21 protein-coding genes are annotated in these 15,458 nt (G+C 69.2%); 15 read left to right on the top strand and 6 right to left on the bottom strand.

All coding sequences use genetic code 11. The annotated features are described in order from the left end of the window. Nucleotides 1-12 precede the first annotated feature (12 nt). The 3 genes from OG885_RS24635 to OG885_RS24645 form a co-directional block, all read right to left on the bottom strand. Nucleotides 13-1,161 carry a S1C family serine protease gene (locus OG885_RS24635; RefSeq protein ID WP_405735046.1) on the bottom strand — a complete coding sequence of 383 codons (1,149 nt, stop codon included), beginning with the start codon at nucleotides 1,159-1,161 and terminating at the stop codon, nucleotides 13-15. 144 nt (nucleotides 1,162-1,305) lie between these two features. Next, nucleotides 1,306-2,328, bottom strand: a complete 1,023-nt coding sequence (locus OG885_RS24640; protein ID WP_399962629.1) for a LacI family DNA-binding transcriptional regulator — start codon at nucleotides 2,326-2,328, stop codon at nucleotides 1,306-1,308. Nucleotides 2,329-2,422: 94 nt separating this feature from the next. Next, on the bottom strand, nucleotides 2,423-3,202 hold the full coding sequence (locus OG885_RS24645) for a winged-helix domain-containing protein (RefSeq protein ID WP_405735048.1): 780 nt from the start codon (nucleotides 3,200-3,202) through the stop codon (nucleotides 2,423-2,425). A 118-nt stretch (nucleotides 3,203-3,320) separates the two neighbouring features. Between OG885_RS24645 and OG885_RS24650 the strand changes: the two genes are divergently transcribed. The 9 genes from OG885_RS24650 to OG885_RS24690 all read left to right on the top strand — a co-directional run bounded on the left by OG885_RS24650 (nucleotide 3,321) and on the right by OG885_RS24690 (nucleotide 9,077). Then, nucleotides 3,321-4,184, top strand: coding sequence for an alpha/beta hydrolase (locus OG885_RS24650; RefSeq protein ID WP_405735050.1), 864 nt, complete (start codon nucleotides 3,321-3,323; stop codon nucleotides 4,182-4,184). Between the two features lie 233 nt (nucleotides 4,185-4,417). Further along, nucleotides 4,418-4,672, top strand: coding sequence for a MoaD/ThiS family protein (locus OG885_RS24655; RefSeq protein WP_399962634.1), 255 nt, complete (start codon nucleotides 4,418-4,420; stop codon nucleotides 4,670-4,672). 3 nt (nucleotides 4,673-4,675) lie between these two features. Continuing rightward, on the top strand, nucleotides 4,676-5,758 hold the full coding sequence (locus tag OG885_RS24660; RefSeq protein ID WP_405735053.1) for a hypothetical protein: 1,083 nt from the start codon (nucleotides 4,676-4,678) through the stop codon (nucleotides 5,756-5,758). A 265-nt stretch (nucleotides 5,759-6,023) separates the two neighbouring features. Next, nucleotides 6,024-6,752 (top strand): DUF2993 domain-containing protein, encoded by a 729-nt coding sequence (locus OG885_RS24665; RefSeq protein WP_399962638.1) that lies wholly within the window; start codon nucleotides 6,024-6,026, stop codon nucleotides 6,750-6,752. Between the two features lie 198 nt (nucleotides 6,753-6,950). Continuing rightward, a complete protein-coding gene (locus OG885_RS24670) occupies nucleotides 6,951-7,031 on the top strand; it encodes a putative leader peptide (protein ID WP_350310325.1) in 81 nt (26 codons plus the stop codon). A gap of 128 nt (nucleotides 7,032-7,159) precedes the next feature. After that, nucleotides 7,160-7,999 carry a sulfurtransferase gene (locus tag OG885_RS24675; protein ID WP_405735055.1) on the top strand — a complete coding sequence of 280 codons (840 nt, stop codon included), beginning with the start codon at nucleotides 7,160-7,162 and terminating at the stop codon, nucleotides 7,997-7,999. A 64-nt stretch (nucleotides 8,000-8,063) separates the two neighbouring features. Further along, complete coding sequence (locus tag OG885_RS24680; protein ID WP_020122955.1) at nucleotides 8,064-8,351, top strand: DUF1416 domain-containing protein; 288 nt, start codon at nucleotides 8,064-8,066, stop codon at nucleotides 8,349-8,351. A 74-nt stretch (nucleotides 8,352-8,425) separates the two neighbouring features. Beyond that, the gene (locus OG885_RS24685) at nucleotides 8,426-8,686 is read left to right on the top strand and encodes a DUF3099 domain-containing protein (protein ID WP_031051809.1); all 261 of its coding nucleotides are present in this window, start codon (nucleotides 8,426-8,428) and stop codon (nucleotides 8,684-8,686) included. A gap of 10 nt (nucleotides 8,687-8,696) precedes the next feature. Further along, the gene (locus tag OG885_RS24690) at nucleotides 8,697-9,077 is read left to right on the top strand and encodes a VOC family protein (protein WP_405735057.1); all 381 of its coding nucleotides are present in this window, start codon (nucleotides 8,697-8,699) and stop codon (nucleotides 9,075-9,077) included. Here OG885_RS24690 and OG885_RS24695 read toward each other — a convergent pair. Next, entirely contained in the window at nucleotides 9,074-9,436 is a 363-nt protein-coding gene (locus OG885_RS24695; RefSeq protein ID WP_399962644.1) for a DsrE family protein, read from the bottom strand. The genes OG885_RS24690 and OG885_RS24695 overlap by 4 nt on opposite strands. A 151-nt stretch (nucleotides 9,437-9,587) precedes the next feature. On the opposite strand from OG885_RS24695, the gene OG885_RS24700 reads away from it, so the two are divergent. The 6 genes from OG885_RS24700 to OG885_RS24725 all read left to right on the top strand — a co-directional run bounded on the left by OG885_RS24700 (nucleotide 9,588) and on the right by OG885_RS24725 (nucleotide 14,333). Continuing rightward, nucleotides 9,588-10,328, top strand: coding sequence for a hypothetical protein (locus OG885_RS24700; protein WP_405735060.1), 741 nt, complete (start codon nucleotides 9,588-9,590; stop codon nucleotides 10,326-10,328). Beyond that, entirely contained in the window at nucleotides 10,325-11,161 is an 837-nt protein-coding gene (locus OG885_RS24705) for a hypothetical protein (RefSeq protein WP_405735063.1), read from the top strand. Before OG885_RS24700 ends, OG885_RS24705 begins: the two co-directional genes overlap by 4 nt. Next, nucleotides 11,158-12,084, top strand: coding sequence for a hypothetical protein (locus OG885_RS24710; RefSeq protein ID WP_405735065.1), 927 nt, complete (start codon nucleotides 11,158-11,160; stop codon nucleotides 12,082-12,084). The genes OG885_RS24705 and OG885_RS24710 overlap by 4 nt, the downstream gene beginning before the upstream one ends. A gap of 227 nt (nucleotides 12,085-12,311) precedes the next feature. Then, a complete protein-coding gene (locus OG885_RS24715) occupies nucleotides 12,312-12,887 on the top strand; it encodes an FABP family protein (protein ID WP_329337573.1) in 576 nt (191 codons plus the stop codon). 32 nt (nucleotides 12,888-12,919) lie between these two features. Continuing rightward, nucleotides 12,920-13,357 (top strand): Fur family transcriptional regulator, encoded by a 438-nt coding sequence (locus tag OG885_RS24720; RefSeq protein WP_399962653.1) that lies wholly within the window; start codon nucleotides 12,920-12,922, stop codon nucleotides 13,355-13,357. 10 nt (nucleotides 13,358-13,367) lie between these two features. After that, nucleotides 13,368-14,333 (top strand): YgfZ/GcvT domain-containing protein, encoded by a 966-nt coding sequence (locus tag OG885_RS24725; RefSeq protein WP_405735068.1) that lies wholly within the window; start codon nucleotides 13,368-13,370, stop codon nucleotides 14,331-14,333. A gap of 12 nt (nucleotides 14,334-14,345) precedes the next feature. On the opposite strand, the gene OG885_RS24730 is transcribed toward OG885_RS24725, so the two are convergent. Together OG885_RS24730 and dtd are read right to left on the bottom strand one after the other, a co-directional pair. Continuing rightward, complete coding sequence (locus OG885_RS24730; RefSeq protein ID WP_405735071.1) at nucleotides 14,346-14,507, bottom strand: hypothetical protein; 162 nt, start codon at nucleotides 14,505-14,507, stop codon at nucleotides 14,346-14,348. Nucleotides 14,508-15,026: 519 nt separating this feature from the next. Beyond that, nucleotides 15,027-15,452 (bottom strand): D-aminoacyl-tRNA deacylase, encoded by a 426-nt coding sequence (gene dtd / locus OG885_RS24735; RefSeq protein ID WP_405735074.1) that lies wholly within the window; start codon nucleotides 15,450-15,452, stop codon nucleotides 15,027-15,029. Nucleotides 15,453-15,458 lie beyond the last annotated feature (6 nt).

The following is a 15,458-nucleotide window of genomic DNA, read 5'->3' on the forward strand; positions in this document are numbered from 1 at the left end:
GCGCTCAGTGGTTCAGCTGTCGGTGCCGCCGGCCCGCAGCTTCGCGAGGTCGGCCTTGACGGTGTTGATCGGGATGGCGAAGCCGAGGCCGACGCTGCCGGCGCTGGAGGAGGACGTGGAGTCCGCGGCCGAGTACATCGCCGAGTTGATGCCGATGATGTTGCCGTTCATGTCGATCAGCGCGCCGCCGGAGTTGCCGGGGTTCAGCGAGGCGTCCGTCTGGAGGGCCTTGTAGGTCGTCGTCGACGAGCCCGTGTCGCCGTTGAACTGCTGGCCGCCGAACTCGAACGGCCACCCGCCGCCCTGCTGCTGTTGCTGCTGGCCCTGGCTCTCGTCCGTCGAGACGGTCACGTCACGGTTCAGGGCGGAGACGATGCCGCTGGTCACCGTGCCGGTGAGGCCCTCGGGGGAGCCGATCGCCACGACCGTGTCGCCGACCTGGACGCCGTCGGAGTTGCCGAGGGTCGCGGTGGTGAGGCCGGAGGCGTTCTCCAGCTTGATCAGGGCGAGGTCCTTGGCGCTGTCGGTGCCGACGACCTTGGCCGTGTACTCCTTGCCGTCGCTCGTCGAGACCTTGATCGAGGTGGCGCCGGAGATGACGTGGTTGTTGGTGATGATCTCGCCGTCGCTGGTGATGATCACGCCGGAGCCGGTGGAGGAGCCGTTGCTGAGTGTCGCGTTGATCTCGACGATGCTCGGGCTGACCGCCTTGGCGACCCCGGAGACCGTGCCCTTGTCGGCGGACGGCACCACGTTGGTGCTGGTGCTGCTGGAGGTGACCGTGTCGTTGCCGGTCAGCTCCTGGATGCCGTACGCCGTACCGCCGCCGATCGCCGCGGCGACGATCGCGACGGCGGCCAGGAGGGCGAAGGGACCGCGGGCGCGCTTCTTCTGCGAGGGCGAGGGCGCGGGAGCCACCGGCTCCGCCGCCACCGCCGTCAGGACAGCGGTACCGCCGCCGTTGCCGTCACCGCCGGCGACCTGAGTCTGCGCCGGCCACACCGTGGTCCCCGGCTCCACCGTCACCGGCTGCGGCGCGGGGGGCTGGGTCGGCGGGGCCGGCCACTCGGGGTTGACGGGGGAGGAGGCGTGCTGCTGGGCGCCCTGGTAGGGGTTCGCGTACTGCTCGTACTCGCCGTCGCGGCGGAAGCTCTCGGTCATGACACTGAGCTTGTCGCCCGACCATGAGAGCTCCCTGAGTGCTCCCTGAGAACGCCGCCAGAACCTTGTTTGCCCGATATAAAGCCGGAACTGGCCCCATGGAGCGGCCTCTCAGAGAGGCTTAATGAAGGGCCCGACGCGGTCTCACTCGCAGCCGCAGGACCGGCGTACGACCAGCTTCGACGGGAACACCTTCAACCGCTCCCGCCGCGACCCCGCCACCCGCAGCCCGTCGTCCAGGACGAGGTCCACCGCGGCCCGCGCCATCGCGGAGCGGTCCGAAGCGATCGTTGTCATCGGCGGATCCGCGAGCGCGGCTTCCTTGATGTCGTCGAAGCCGATGACCGCCAGCTCGCCCGGCACGTCGATGCGCAGCTCGCGCGCCGCCCGCAGCAGACCGATGGCCTGGTCGTCGGTGGAGCAGAAGATCGCGGGGGGACGGTTCGGCCCCGACAGCAGCTCCAGCGCCACCTGGTAGGCGTCGTAGCGGTTGTACGGCGCCTCGAACAGCCGCCCCTCGGTGGGGAGACCGGCGTCCTCCATCGCGCGCCGCCAGCCCTCGACGTGGTCGGAGACCGGGTCGCCGACGGAGGGAGTGTCGGCGGTGCCGCCCATACAGGCGACGTAGGGGTGGCCGTGGCCCAGCAGATGCTCGACGGCCGCCTTCGCGCCGGTGAGGTCGTCGAGGACGACGGCGACGTCGTCGATCGCCTCGGGCCGCTCGTGCAGCAGCACCACGCGCGCGTCCCAGGCCTCGATCTCGGCGGCGGCCAGGTCGTTCAGGGCGTGGCTGACGAGGATCAGGCCGGAGACCCGCATCCCGAGGAAGGCCCGCAGATAGTGGGTCTCGCGCTCGGCGACGTAGTCGGTGTTGCCGACCAGGACCATCTTTCCGCGCTCGGCCGCGGCCTGTTCGACCGCGTGCGCCATCTCGCCGAAGAAGGGCTGACGGGCGTCCGGGATGATCAGGCCTATGAGGTCCGTCCGGCGGGACGCCATCGCCTGGGCGACCCGGTCGGGCCGGTACCCCAGCTCCTTGATCGCGGCGAGAACACGCTCGCGCGTGGCCGGGGCGACCGGCCGGGGTCCGTTGTTGATGACGTAACTGACGACGGCAGTCGACGTCCCTGCCAGTCGCGCCACGTCATCTCGAGTCACCTTGGCCACGCGCGGAGTCTACGCGGATGGACCCGCTCTGGGCAGGGCGTACGCCGTCTTCCCTGTGCTCCGCCTGAGCGACCCCTGAGCATGCCGGGCCCGGTCAGACGTCGGCGTTGACCTCGGCGGCGTCCAGAGCGGCCGTCTCGTCCGCATCCTCCGCCTTTGGCCGGTCGCTCCTGGCCTTGGCGTCGTCGGTCGCGCGCTCGCCCTTCTCCGGCGTAACGAATCGATAACCGACGTTCCGGACGGTTCCGATCAGCGACTCGTGCTCGGGCCCGAGCTTGGCGCGCAGCCGTCGTACGTGCACGTCCACGGTCCGGGTGCCACCGAAGTAGTCGTAGCCCCAGACCTCCTGGAGCAGCTGCGCGCGCGTGAAGACGCGGCCCGGGTGCTGGGCCAGGTATTTGAGGAGCTCGAACTCCTTGAAGGTCAGGTCCAGGACCCGGCCCTTCAGCTTGGCGGAGTAGGTCGCCTCGTCGACCGAGAGGTCGCCGTTGCGGATCTCCATGGGGGAGTCGTCGTTGACGATCTGCTGCCGGCCCATGGCCAGGCGCAGTCGTGCCTCGACCTCGGCCGGTCCCGCGGTGTCGAGCAGGACGTCGTCGATGCCCCAGTCGGCGGTGACGGCGGCGAGGCCGCCCTCGGTGACGACGAGGATGAGTGGACAGCCAGGGCCGGTGGAGCGCAGGAGCTGGCACAGACTGCGGACCTGCGGGAGGTCGCGGCGGCCGTCGATGAGGATGACGTCGGCACCGGGGGTGTCGACGAGGGCGGGGCCTTCCGCCGGAGCCACGCGCACGTTGTGCAGGAGCAGGCCGAGAGCGGGAAGCACCTCCGTGGACGGCTGAAGTGCGTTGGTCAGGAGCAGCAGAGAACTCATACGGCTGGTTCCTCCTCGGTCCCGGCGAGGTCGTAGCTTTCGTATACAGGTGATCCGAAAGCACAAAAGGACCCGGGGGCTGCATTGCCCGAGTCCTCTGTTCAGGAGAATAGCCCACATGCACATGGAGTCGGCAGGTCGTGTGGTGGGATCCACCTCAATTCCGCACTCTGAGACGAACAGAGGCACACCTATACGGACGTTTCTGTACACCGCCGACGGCGTGACGATCGATTCCGTATACGATCCGCCGCCCGTTGTATACGACAGCTCCCCGTCACCCTCCCGTGGCCTCGTGTTCGTCGTCGCGCACGGTTTCACGGGTGATGTGGATCGTCCTCATGTTCGCCGGGTGGTGAAGGCGTTCACGCAGTACGGGGCCGTGGTCACGTTCTCCTTCCGCGGCCACGGGGCCTCCGGCGGGGCCTCCACGGTCGGCGACCGCGAGGTGCTCGATCTGGCCGCCGCGGTGGAGTGGGCGCGCTCCCTCGGGCACGCGCGCGTGGTGACCGTGGGGTTCTCGATGGGCGGTTCCGTGGTGCTGCGGCATGCGGCGCTGTACCGAGATGAGCACGAGGGGCGCACGGGTGCGCACACCGACGCGGTGGTGTCGGTAAGTGCTCCCGCCCGGTGGTACTACCGGGGTACGGCGCCTATGCGGAAGCTCCACTGGCTGGTAACGCGGCCCGCCGGGCGGCTGGTGGGGAGGTACGGATTCCGTACCCGCATCCACCACCGGGAGTGGGACCCGGTCCCGCTGTCCCCCGTGGCGGCCGTCCCGAGGATCGCCCCCACCCCTCTTCTCATCGTCCACGGCGATCGCGACGGCTACTTCCCCCTCGACCACCCCCGCATGCTCGCCGACGCCGCCCCCGGCCACGCCGAACTCTGGGTGGAGCACGGCATGGGCCACGCCGAGAACGCGGCCCCGGACGACCTCCTGCGACGCATCGGGGACTGGGCCGTCTCACAGGAGAGCTAAGGCCTGTCCGGCGGATCATGCCGCGGACGCGGGGTCTGGCACGCCCATCTGCCGCGTTGTCGTCGCTCGCCGACGCTCCGCGTCGACTCCCTCCTCCGCCTTGCAGCTGCACGCACCAGACCCCGCTCACCTGCATCACATCGGGCGCCGCGGCTTCCCCGCGACCTGATCCGCCGGACAGGCCTTAGCCTGACGGTGTTCAACACGGTCGAGTGAGGAAGCAGCGGAAGCAGATGCCAAAGGTCACGGTGCGCTACTGGGCCGCCGCGAAGGCCGCGGCCGGGGTCGCCGAGGAGGCGTACGACGCCGTCACCCTCGCCGAGGCGCTCGACGCGGTGCGCGAGCGACACCCCGGTGAACTCACGCGCGTGCTGCAGCGATGCTCGTTCCTCATCGACGGTGACCCCGTGGGCACCCGCGCACATGAGACGGTACGGCTGGCCGACGGCGGCACGGTCGAGGTGCTCCCGCCGTTCGCAGGAGGGTGAGCGATGACGAACCAGCCGTATGAGGGTCAGCAGGGTCAACAGGGTCAGCAGGGGTACGACCCTTACTGGCAGCAGGCGTACGAGGATCCGCACGCCGCCCAGCAGTACACCCAGCAGTGGCAGGGGCAGACCTGGGAGACGCAGATGCACGCGCCCGCCGCGCCTGCTCCGGCGGACACGGCGTATCTGCCGCCGCAGGGGTACGAGCCGGCCGCGTATCAGGAGCCTGCGTACGAGGAGCCCGTGTATCAGGAACCGGTCTCGGCTCCGGCTCCGGCTCCTGCCGCGGCTTCTTCCGGTGACTACGGGCCCGCCACCCTCGGCGGCAACTCCCGTGTCACCGACGCCCAGCGCGCCCGCCTCGAAGGACGGTCGCCGATCATCGAGCCCGGGATGCAGCCCGCCGCCCTCACGGCGGTGCTGGGGCTGCTGCTCGCGGGTGCGGCGGCCGTCGGGTCGTACGCGCTGCTCGTACCCCTTGTTCTTCTCCAGGCCGTGACGGCCGCCGGCTGGTTCCGGCTGAACGGCATGTGGCCCGCCCGGCAGGGCATCGCGCTGGCCTTCCTCGGGGCGGTCGTCGCGGACGTGGCGCTGCTGGCCGCCGACCGGTCGCCCGCGGCGATCCTCGGCACGCTGGGGGTGTGGGTGCTGCTGTGCCTGGTGCTCCAGCTGCGGTCGCACGCGGACCCCGATACCCGGATGTACGGCCTGATGGCGACCGTCGCCTCGTCGGCACTGGCGATCGTCGCGGGCGGGTACCTCGCCGCGTCGGCGGACGCGGTGTCGGTGGGCGCGGCGTCGGTCGCGGTGGCGGTGCTGGCGCGGGCGCTGCCGCTGCCCACGGCCGCGTCGGTGGTCGTCTCGCTGCTGGCTGCGGCGGGGGCGGGTATCGCCGTCGGCGGAATGACCGGGGTGGGGTCGGAGGGTGCGTTGCTCGGGGTCGGTGCGGGTGCGTGTGCGCTGATCGGGCACCGGGTGGCCAGTTACGACTACCCGTCGCGGTTCGTCCACTTCACCGCGGGGGTGGCGCTGCCGCTGGCCGCTGCTGCTCCGGCTGTCTATGTGCTGGGGCGGGCGCTCGGGTAGTTCGCATGCGGTGCGTTGGGGGGCGGGGCCGCGCCGGGGGTGTCCGTCCTCGGAACGGCGCGGAATCGGTCACCTATAAAGGGCGCCCGTGTTGACGCGCCAACCGCTGCGGGCGGACACCCCCCCGACACGTCCCCTCACCGCCGTACGCGGGTGCCGGTGCCGGGTCCGGCTGTTACAGGTGATCAACAGTTTCGCGGTGTGCGTTGTCTGCGGCGCTACGGTGGCTGGGACGTAGACCGCCTCAGTGGGGGAACACCAAAGAATGCGCGCACTGCGAATACTGCTGATTGTTGTTGTCGTGCTGGGCGGGCTCTTCGTCATCGCCGACCGGGTCGCCGTGCACTTCGCCGAGGGTGAGGTGGCGGACAAGCTGCGGAACAGCGAGAACCTCGCCAGTACGCCCGATGTCTCCATCAAGGGCTTCCCGTTTCTGACCCAGGTCGTCTCCGGTGAGCTGGACGACGCCGAGGTGGGGATCAAGGACTACGAGGCGGCTGCCGGGACGGCGGGCGAGAAGATTCGCATCGACGACATCACGGCGAACTTCAAGGGCGTCTCGTTCTCCGGGGACTACAGCTCCGCCACGGCCGCCACGGCGAGCGGTACGGCGTCCATCTCCTACGACGAGCTGCTGAAGGCCGCCCAGTCCGAGCCGACGGAGATCTTCACCGGGGTGACCGCCGAGGTGGTCGGGCTCTCCGACGGGGGCAACGGCAAGATCAAGGTGAACGTCAAGGTCACGGCGCTGGGCAAGTCGACCACCTACCCCGTGCTCAGCACGGTCACCGTGGCCGGCGACACCGTGAAGGTGCACGCCGACAACCTGCCGAACCTGGTCGTCGAGGTCGCCGAGGGCAAGGTGCGGTCGATCACCGACTTCGAGCAGAAGATCGACGATCTGCCCGGTGGCATCCAGCTCGACAAGGTCGAGGCCGCGCCGGACGGTGTGGAGGTCACGGTGAAGGGTTCGAACGTCGAGTTGGCCGGGTAGGACCGCGTTCGGCGGACGGTGACTGTCCGAGGAGCGAGACGGGCCGTCCGCGTTCGTGGGTGTGATGACGGCCACCGGCGTCCGGAACCCGTGCGAACACGGCCCGGGCGCTGATCCATTCCCACATCGCGGACGATCGCGTCTCAAAATACGACACGCCGGTGACATGGCTGGTAGTCCGTCCCTACGATCGACGGCATGAAGCGACAGGCGGATCTCACAAAGCGGCGGGCAGTGGACCTGTGCCGCGTTGCCGCCATGCTCTGTCGCACTTTCTGAGCGGAAGCGCCGAGCGCCGTCCGTATCCCCCCGCCCTGAACCCAGGGCATCCGTGCGCCGAGGCCCCGTCGGCCCGCGCACCCTCACAGCCGTATGCCCCGCCGTAACTGCCCCGGAGGAGAAAGAGCATGAGCCGCAGCGACGTCCTGGTCGACGCCGACTGGGTCGAGGCCAACCTCGACAACCCGAACATCGCGATCGTGGAGGTGGACGAGGACACGTCCGCCTACGAGAAGAACCACATCCGTAACGCCATCCGCATCGACTGGACCAAGGACCTTCAGGACCCGGTCCGCCGTGACTTCGTCGACCAGGAGGGCTTCGAGAAGCTCCTGTCCGCCAAGGGCATCGGCAACGACACCCTGGTGATCCTCTACGGCGGCAACAACAACTGGTTCGCCTCGTACGCCTACTGGTACTTCAAGCTCTACGGCCACGACAGCGTCAAGCTCCTCGACGGCGGCCGCAAGAAGTGGGAGCTCGACGCCCGCGAGCTCGTCGAGGACGTGCCCTCGCGCCCGACGACCGAGTACAAGGCCAAGGCCCAGAACACGGCCATCCGCGCCTTCCGTGACGACGTCGTCGCCGCGATCGGCTCGCAGAACCTGGTCGACGTCCGCTCCCCCGACGAGTTCTCCGGCAAGCTGCTCGCCCCGGCCCACCTGCCGCAGGAGCAGTCGCAGCGTCCGGGCCACGTCCCGTCCGCGCGCAACATCCCGTGGTCGAAGAACGCCAACGACGACGGCACCTTCAAGTCGGACGACGAGCTCAAGGAGCTCTACGCCGAGGAGCAGGTCGACCTCGCCAAGGACACCATCGCCTACTGCCGCATCGGTGAGCGCTCCGCGCTCACCTGGTTCGTGCTGCACGAGCTGCTCGGTGTCGAGAACGTCAAGAACTACGACGGCTCCTGGACCGAGTACGGCAGTCTCGTCGGCGTCCCGATCGAGCTCGGCGCCAACAAGTAAGCAGACCCCGTCCCACCCCGACCGGCCTTCCTTCCGGTCAGACCTTCTGAATCTGGAGAAAGACATGTGTGGAGCGAAGGCCGGCGGCCCCGACGCCTCGACGATCAAGCCTGGTGAGACCACGATCCAGGGCCAGGTGACGCGTGACGGCGAGCCTGTGGTGGGCTACGTCCGCCTCCTGGACTCGACGGGCGAGTTCACCGCCGAGGTCCCCACCTCCGCGACGGGCCAGTTCCGCTTCTACGCGGCCGAGGGCACCTGGACCGTCCGCGCGCTGGTGCCGGGCGCGACCGCCGACCGTACCGTCGTCGCCCAGCAGGGCGGCCTCGCCGAGGTCGCGATCGCCGTCTGACGGACCTGTGTCGCACGAAGGGCCGTACCTCTGCGGGTACGGCCCTTCGCCATGTCCCGGCCTACCCTGGACACATGCTGGCGCGCCGACGTCATGTCTACTTCGCCATGATGGGCACCTGTATCGGGCTCTTCGTCCTGGCCTGGGGTGTCGTACGTCTCTGGTCGATCCCGGTCGCCGTGGGGATGTGTGTGGTCGCCATGGTGATCCCGCCGGTCGCCGCCATGGTCGCCAACCGGCGCGGGCCCGACGACCGGTGGTGGGACGACCCCTCCGGCGATCCCAAGTCCGACGAGTGGTGGGACGAGCTGGACGGGAAGAAGCGGCGGCAGTAGGAAGGGGCTCATGTCGCCCATGAGGTTGTCGACCGTCGTACTCGACGCACCGGACGCCCATCAGCTCGCCGACTTCTATCAGCGCCTGCTCGGATTCGTGGTCCGCGAGGACGAGGCCGACTGGGTGCTCGTCGGCCCGCCCGGCGGAGGCGTGGGGCTCGCCTTCCAGACCGAGCCCGCGTACGGGCCGCCCCGCTGGCCCGACCGCGAGCCCGGCGAGCAGCAGATGATGCTGCACCTCGACATCGAGGTCGACGACCTGGCGGCCGAGACCGCGCGGGCGGTGGCCGAGGGGGCCCGGCTCGCCGAGTACCAGCCCCAGGACGACGTACGGGTGCTCTTCGACCCGGCGGGGCATCCGTTCTGTCTGTGGACGCCGGACAGGCCCTAGTAGACGAGCGCCTGGGTCTCGTCCGCGAGCGCTTCCTGTACGAACACCTGCGCGCCCGCGATCCGTACGCCCTCGATGACGTCCTTCTCCGTGATGTCCCGGCGGGCCGCGCACTGGGTGCACAGGGTCAGCGTGCCGCCGGCCAGGATCGACTCGATCAGGTCGGGGAGGGGGGCGGCGTGCGGCAGCTCGAACTCGGCGGCCCGGCCCGGCAGCGCGAACCACGCGGACTCGCCGGTCAGCCACAGGGAGACCTCGACCCCACTGGCCACGGCCACCGCCGCCACCGTGAACGCCTGCGAGCAGCGTTCGGGGGCATCGGCCCCCGCCGTCACCTTGATCACGAGCTTCTTCGCCATGGCTGAATCGTAATCAACGCGGCTACAACCCAGGTCGCGGGCCGTGAGTCTCCTGTGCGCACATATGGAATGTGCACTTCACGTTCTGTGGGGGGACGTCTTGGAAGTACCTGAAGTTCAGGAAATCCCGGTACCTGACGAGGTGCCGGAAGTGCCGGAGCCGCTCGAGGCGGCAGAGGCTGCCCGGCCGCGGCGGCGTGGCCGGACCACGCTGATCATCGCCGCGGCCGCCGTGCTCGGTGTCGTCGCCGGCACCTGCACCGGGTTCGTCGTACAGGCGAACCGCGAGCCCACCGCGCTGCCGCCACTGTCGCAGCCGGTCGTCAAGCAGGCCAAGGGCGAGGTCGAGCCGCTGTCCGCCGCCCAGGACCGGCACGTCAAGGTGAACGGCGATCTGCGCAAGCTGCTGCTCAAGAAGCCCAAGGGAGCCCGGGAGCCCGACTTCGTGGCGGGCGTCGACGGCTGGATGGACATCGCCGAGTACGCGGACCTCTACGAGAAGCCGCAGAACGCCTTCGGCAACCTCGCGACCGACGAGTTCCGCCGGGCCGCCGTCACCGACTGGCTGGTGGGCCGTACGTACAGCGTCGAGATCCTGCTCACGCAGTTCCGCCAGGAGCGGGGCCTGACGGCCGCCGACTACACGTCCGACCAGCAGGGCTTCGCCGGTGACGAGGACAACACCGACAGCTGGGAGATCCCGGGGACCGGGGACGGGTGGGCGTACGTCCACAACAGCCCCGACACCAAGCCCGGCTATCTGCCGCTGTACTCCGCCGAGGCGATGGCCACGCGCGGCGACATCGCCATGACGGTCTGGGTCTACGACACCAAGCCCATTCCCAAGAAGAAGATCATGGACCTGGCCAAGCGGCAGATGGAGCGGCTGTGAGCGAGAACTCCGAGACCGCCGAGAACCCCGAGAACCCCGAGACCGCCGAGAATCCCGAGGTTCTCGAAAGTCCCGCGCCCGTCGTGAAGAAGCGTTTCCCCCTTCGTCGCGTCGCCACCCTCACCGGCTCCGTCCTCCTCCTCGGCGCCGTCGTCGGAGGCACCGGCTACACCGTCGTGACCGTCCAGGACGCCGACCGGGACCCCGGGAAGCCGAGCTGGAAGTTCCCGAAGGTCGCCGCGGACCAGGGCACCGCGGAGGCGAAGGGGCTGCGCGGGATGCTGATGCCGTACGAGGAGAACGGGTTCGCCCAGGGCCCCGACATCGACGAGTTCGGCGCCGACGCCGAGCTCAGCGGCCGGCAGGCCACCGCCCTGCGCAAGGAGTCGCTCAAGGGCCTCCCGCCCGCCGACCGGCGGAAGCTGGAGAAGCAGATCGACCGGCAGCGCATCAAGGGCGTCGTGATGCGCAGCTACCTCAACGCCAACGGCTACGCGGTCTACGACGACAAGGTGTCCTCGGTCAGCGTCACGCTGACGCAGATGGAGAGCCAGGCCGCCGTACGGAACGGCTCGACGTCCGAGATCGAGTTCTTCGAGGCCCTCGGCATCATGCGCAAGGGCCCGAAGATCGACGGCCACAAGAACGCCAAGTGCTTCCTGTCGCCCAAGGACAAGGACGAGAAGATCGACTGGATGTTCTGCTCCGCCTACGTGGGAGACGTCCTGGTCGCCGTCAACGCGTCCGGGGTCGCCCCCCTGGACAAGGGTGGGATCGCCACCTTCGTCGCCGCCCAGCTCGACCGCATCGACGACCCGGGGAAGGCCGTATGAGCACCGAACAGCAGCAGCCGATCGGGGAGATCACCGAGGTCACCGAGGCCGCGGAGGCGGGCGCGGAGACCACCGAGGGGGCGCCGGTTGCCCCGACCGTCCCGCCCGCCCCGGCCGCCCCGCCCGTCCCGACCGTCCAGCCCGCCCCGGCCGTCAAGAAGGACCGCCGGGTCCTGCGGGCCGTCCTGCGGTGGACCGCCGCCGTCGTGGTCTTCGCCGCGGCCGGGGCCGGGACGGCGTACGGGATCACGCGGATGGAGCGGACGGACGTACCGGGACTCGCGACCGAGACGGACGGACGCTGGGAGTATCCGCCGATCGTGCAGCCGCCCCTGCCCTCCGGCAGCCCGCGTCCCTTCGACAAGGCGAACTCGTCCAACTCCCACTACGCCGACCTGCGCGCACTGCTCCTGCCCGCGCCCAAGGGCGCCAAGGCCGACAAGGCGCTCGACGGCGAGGACGGCTGGCTGGCGCGGAAGGACTTCCTCGCGGTCTACGAGGACAAGGACGACCAGGACGCCATCGGCCAGCTCCTGACCGACCAGGGGCTGCGGCACGTCGCAGCCCGGGGCTGGACCACGGCCGACGGCACGCACACCCGGATCTACCTGCTGCAGTTCGACACCGCGAGGGTCGTCGACTCCCTCCAGGAGAACAACTTCACCGGCTACGACGCCCCCCAGTTCGCCCTGAAGGGCGCCTCCGAGGTGCACATCGACGAGGCGTTCCCGGAGAAGGCCGAGGTGGAGAACGTACGGCACTACGCGTACGGCGAGGCCAAGCCGTACGGGGCGGAGCAGGTGCGGGAGGCGTATCTGGTCTCCGGCGACGTCCTCGGCCTGGTCGTGCAGTCCAGGAAGGGCGCGGCTGCGGCCGTACCGTTCCAGCAGACGGTGGTGCTGCAGAGCCAGCTGCTGGGCTGACGCCGTTGAGGTGTACCTCGCAGAGAAGGGCGGGCCCCGGCCGACTAAGCTGGGGCCCGGCTCTAGTACCGCCCGTTACCGCTCAGCAAGGAGCACCCCGTGCTTGAGGCATTCTTCGAAGCCCTGCTCGTCCTGGTCTGCGTCGGCGTCCTCGCCTTCGCCGGGCTGACGGTGAAGAAGCTGTACCAGGGCCAGCGCTGACCCGACGCTAGGAACTGTAGAAGCTCATGATCGAGATCCCGTCCGACCTCCACAAGGACCTCGTCCCCCTCGTCTTCCTGCTCGGCAACTGGGCGGGCGCGGGTGTGCACGACTTCCCCGGCTCCGAGAAGTGCAACTTCGGGCAGGAGGTCACCTTCTCCCACGACGGCCGTGACTTCCTGGAGTACCAGTCCCACACCTGGGTCCTGGACAACGACGGGAACAAGGTCCGTCCGCTGGAGTCCGAGCACGGCTTCTGGCGCGTCGACGCCGACCGCAAGGTCGAGGTGACGATGGTCCGCGACGACGGCGTCGTCGAGATCTGGTACGGCGAGCTGGCCAAGCAGAAGCCGCAGATCGACATCGTCACGGACGCGGTCGCCCGTACGGCCGCCTCCGGCCCGTACAGCGGCGGCAAGCGCCTCTACGGCTATGTCAACAGCGACCTGATGTGGGTCGGCGAGAAGCAGACCCCCGAGGTCGAGCTGCGCCCCTACATGTCCGCGCACCTGAAGAAGGTCGTCACCCCGGAGGACGTCGAGCGCTGGGCCAAGGCCCTCCCCGATGACATGCCTGACGACGGCATCGCCTTCTTCAAGTAGGCCTTCGCTCAAGTAGTCATACACTCGTCGGTGTGGTGAGCACCGACTGGAAGAGCGACCTCAGGCAGCGCGGCTACCGGCTGACGCCGCAGCGGCAACTCGTGCTCGAAGCCGTGGACACCCTTGAGCACGCGACCCCCGACGACATCCTCACGGAAGTGAAGAAGACCGCGTCGGGGGTCAACATCTCCACCGTCTACCGGACGCTGGAGCTCCTGGAGGAGCTGGGTCTGGTCAGCCATGCCCATCTCGGGCACGGCGCGCCGACGTACCATCTCGCCGACCGTCACCACCACATCCACCTGGTCTGCCGCGACTGCCAGAACGTCATCGAGGCCGACATCCAGGTGGCGGCGGAGTTCACCGCGAAGCTGCGCTCGACCTTCGGTTTCGAGACGGACATGAAGCACTTCGCGATCTTCGGCCGCTGCAAGGACTGTTCCCTGAAGGCTTCAACTACCGAGTCGTAGGCTTAGGCGTATGAAGAGCCCTCTGCTGTCCCTGCCCGGCGCCGTCCCCGGCGAAGGCGTGGACGAAGACGTCGCCGCCCACTACGGCGACCTGTTCCGCGAGCAGCGCGCCCTCGCCGAGGGCACCGGATTCGTCGACCTCTCGCACCGCGGGGTCATCGCCGTCACCGGCGACGACCGGCTCAGTTGGCTGCATCTGCTGCTCACGCAGCATGTCGCCGAGCTGCCCGTCGGCGAGGCCACCGAAGCGCTGGTGCTGTCCGCCAACGGCCACATCGAGCACGCGCTGTATCTGGTGGACGACGGTGCGACGGTCTGGATCCACGTGGAACCGGGCACCCAGGAGGCGCTGATCGCCTACCTGGAGTCCATGAAGTTCTTCTACCGCGTCGAGGTCGCCGACCGCACCGCCGACATCGCGGTGGTCCACCTCCCGGCGGGCTCCATCGCCGAGGTGCCCGAGGGCGTCGTGGTCCGCGAGACGGCGTACGGCCGCGACCTGTTCCTCCCCCGCGAGGACCTGGAGTCCTACGCGGCGAGGACGGGCCCGGCCGCCGGACTCCTTGCCTACGAGGCCCTCCGCGTCGAGCAGCACCGCCCCCGCCTCGGCTTCGAGACCGACCACCGCACCATCCCGCACGAGCTGGGCTGGATCGGCACCGCGGTCCACCTTCAGAAGGGCTGCTACCGCGGCCAGGAGACGGTGGCCCGCGTCCAGAACCTGGGCAAGCCCCCGCGCCGCCTGGTCTTCCTCCACCTGGACGGCAGCGAGGTCCACCTCCCGCCCGCCGGCACGGACCTCCGCCTCGCCGCCGACGGCCCCGACGGCCGCAAGATCGGTTTCATCACGACGTCGGTACGGCACCATGAGCTGGGGCCGGTGGCGTTGGCGCTGGTGAAGCGGAACGTCCCCCTGGACGCGAGGCTGCTGGCCGACTCGACCGCGGCGGCCCAGGAGGTCGTCGTAGAACCATAGGCGGTCCGCGGGTCAGCGTGGCACGGCGACCTTCGCCGCCAGCGCGAAGCCCGGACCGGTGATCGTCACGGCACCGCCGAGTCCCTGCAGCAGGTCAGGCATGACCAACAGCACGGTGATGCCCCCGAGCACCGCCGCGACAGCGATGATCACTGCGGCGATGGCGTTCGGCACCGGAAGCCGTGTGACAGCGAAACCGCCGGTCCGCGGTCGCGGCTCCGGCGGCGTGGACGATTCACCGGGTGTCTGTTCTGAGGGCGGGTGATGTTCCATGCCGCTTCTCCCTTCATCTCATCGATCGTCAGCCCAGGTGAGAGACGAGCCACGGAGGACGCGGTAGCAGCCGCGGCTTCCGTGTTCCGAGAGATGCCCGGTGGCGTACTGGTCCAACACGCAGGGGATGTACGGAATTTGGACCAGTACGGATGCGGGAGGCGACGCTCCCGCGCAAGTCGTAGAGAAAGCACGACTGGGGCCCCGGCCGGTTGGTGATCCGGCTGGGGCCGCTCAAGTCGCCGGGCCCGCTGCCACGAGCCCCGCGAGTTGGTCGCCTTGGCCTGTTTGCGCGGCTCACCTGGGCTGACAGGGAGAAGCGTTCGACCATGTTGCTCAAGTTGGCAACCAACTTCACAGTACTTATCTCCACTTGGAGGCGGCTTATAACCACCTTCCCGGCAACTCTCCGAGATTGCCCTACAGCTCGAGCAGGACGGTGAACGGCCCGTCGTTGGTCAGTGACACCCGCATCTGCGCGCCGAACCGGCCCGTCTCCACTGTCGCTCCGAGCGCCCGCAGCTGGGCGACCACCTCGTCGACAAGGGGCTCGGCGACGTCGCCCGGGGCAGCCGCGTTCCAGGTGGGGCGCCGCCCCTTGCGGGCGTCTCCGTAGAGGGTGAACTGGCTGATGACCAGGAGCGGGGCGTCGATGTCGCTGCATGACCTCTCGTCCTGCAGCATGCGGATGGACCAGAGTTTGCGGGCCAGTTGAGCCGCCTTCTCCTTGGTGTCCTCGTGCGTCACGCCGACGAGGACGCACAGGCCCTCGCCCTCGATCGAGCCGACCGTCTCACCCGCTACGACGACGCTCGCGCCGTCCACTCTCTGTACCACTGCACGCATACGACC

The organism is Streptomyces sp. NBC_00028 (genome assembly GCF_045041065.1).
Taxonomy (GTDB): Bacteria; Actinomycetota; Actinomycetes; order Streptomycetales; family Streptomycetaceae; genus Streptomyces.

Coding starts and splice junctions, on each gene's coding strand:
- OG885_RS24680 (WP_020122955.1), top strand. CDS start 8,064: ATGTGTGGAGCGAAGGCCGGCGGCCCCGACGCCTCGACGATCAAGCCT.
- OG885_RS24665 (WP_399962638.1), top strand. CDS start 6,024: ATGCGCGCACTGCGAATACTGCTGATTGTTGTTGTCGTGCTGGGCGGG.
- OG885_RS24725 (WP_405735068.1), top strand. CDS start 13,368: ATGAAGAGCCCTCTGCTGTCCCTGCCCGGCGCCGTCCCCGGCGAAGGC.
- OG885_RS24675 (WP_405735055.1), top strand. CDS start 7,160: ATGAGCCGCAGCGACGTCCTGGTCGACGCCGACTGGGTCGAGGCCAAC.
- OG885_RS24695 (WP_399962644.1), bottom strand. CDS start 9,436: ATGGCGAAGAAGCTCGTGATCAAGGTGACGGCGGGGGCCGATGCCCCC.
- OG885_RS24655 (WP_399962634.1), top strand. CDS start 4,418: ATGCCAAAGGTCACGGTGCGCTACTGGGCCGCCGCGAAGGCCGCGGCC.
- OG885_RS24635 (WP_405735046.1), bottom strand. CDS start 1,161: ATGACCGAGAGCTTCCGCCGCGACGGCGAGTACGAGCAGTACGCGAAC.
- OG885_RS24660 (WP_405735053.1), top strand. CDS start 4,676: ATGACGAACCAGCCGTATGAGGGTCAGCAGGGTCAACAGGGTCAGCAG.
- OG885_RS24645 (WP_405735048.1), bottom strand. CDS start 3,202: ATGAGTTCTCTGCTGCTCCTGACCAACGCACTTCAGCCGTCCACGGAG.
- OG885_RS24690 (WP_405735057.1), top strand. CDS start 8,697: ATGTCGCCCATGAGGTTGTCGACCGTCGTACTCGACGCACCGGACGCC.
- OG885_RS24650 (WP_405735050.1), top strand. CDS start 3,321: ATGCACATGGAGTCGGCAGGTCGTGTGGTGGGATCCACCTCAATTCCG.
- OG885_RS24715 (WP_329337573.1), top strand. CDS start 12,312: ATGATCGAGATCCCGTCCGACCTCCACAAGGACCTCGTCCCCCTCGTC.
- OG885_RS24710 (WP_405735065.1), top strand. CDS start 11,158: ATGAGCACCGAACAGCAGCAGCCGATCGGGGAGATCACCGAGGTCACC.
- OG885_RS24685 (WP_031051809.1), top strand. CDS start 8,426: ATGCTGGCGCGCCGACGTCATGTCTACTTCGCCATGATGGGCACCTGT.
- dtd (WP_405735074.1), bottom strand. CDS start 15,452: ATGCGTGCAGTGGTACAGAGAGTGGACGGCGCGAGCGTCGTCGTAGCG.
- OG885_RS24670 (WP_350310325.1), top strand. CDS start 6,951: ATGAAGCGACAGGCGGATCTCACAAAGCGGCGGGCAGTGGACCTGTGC.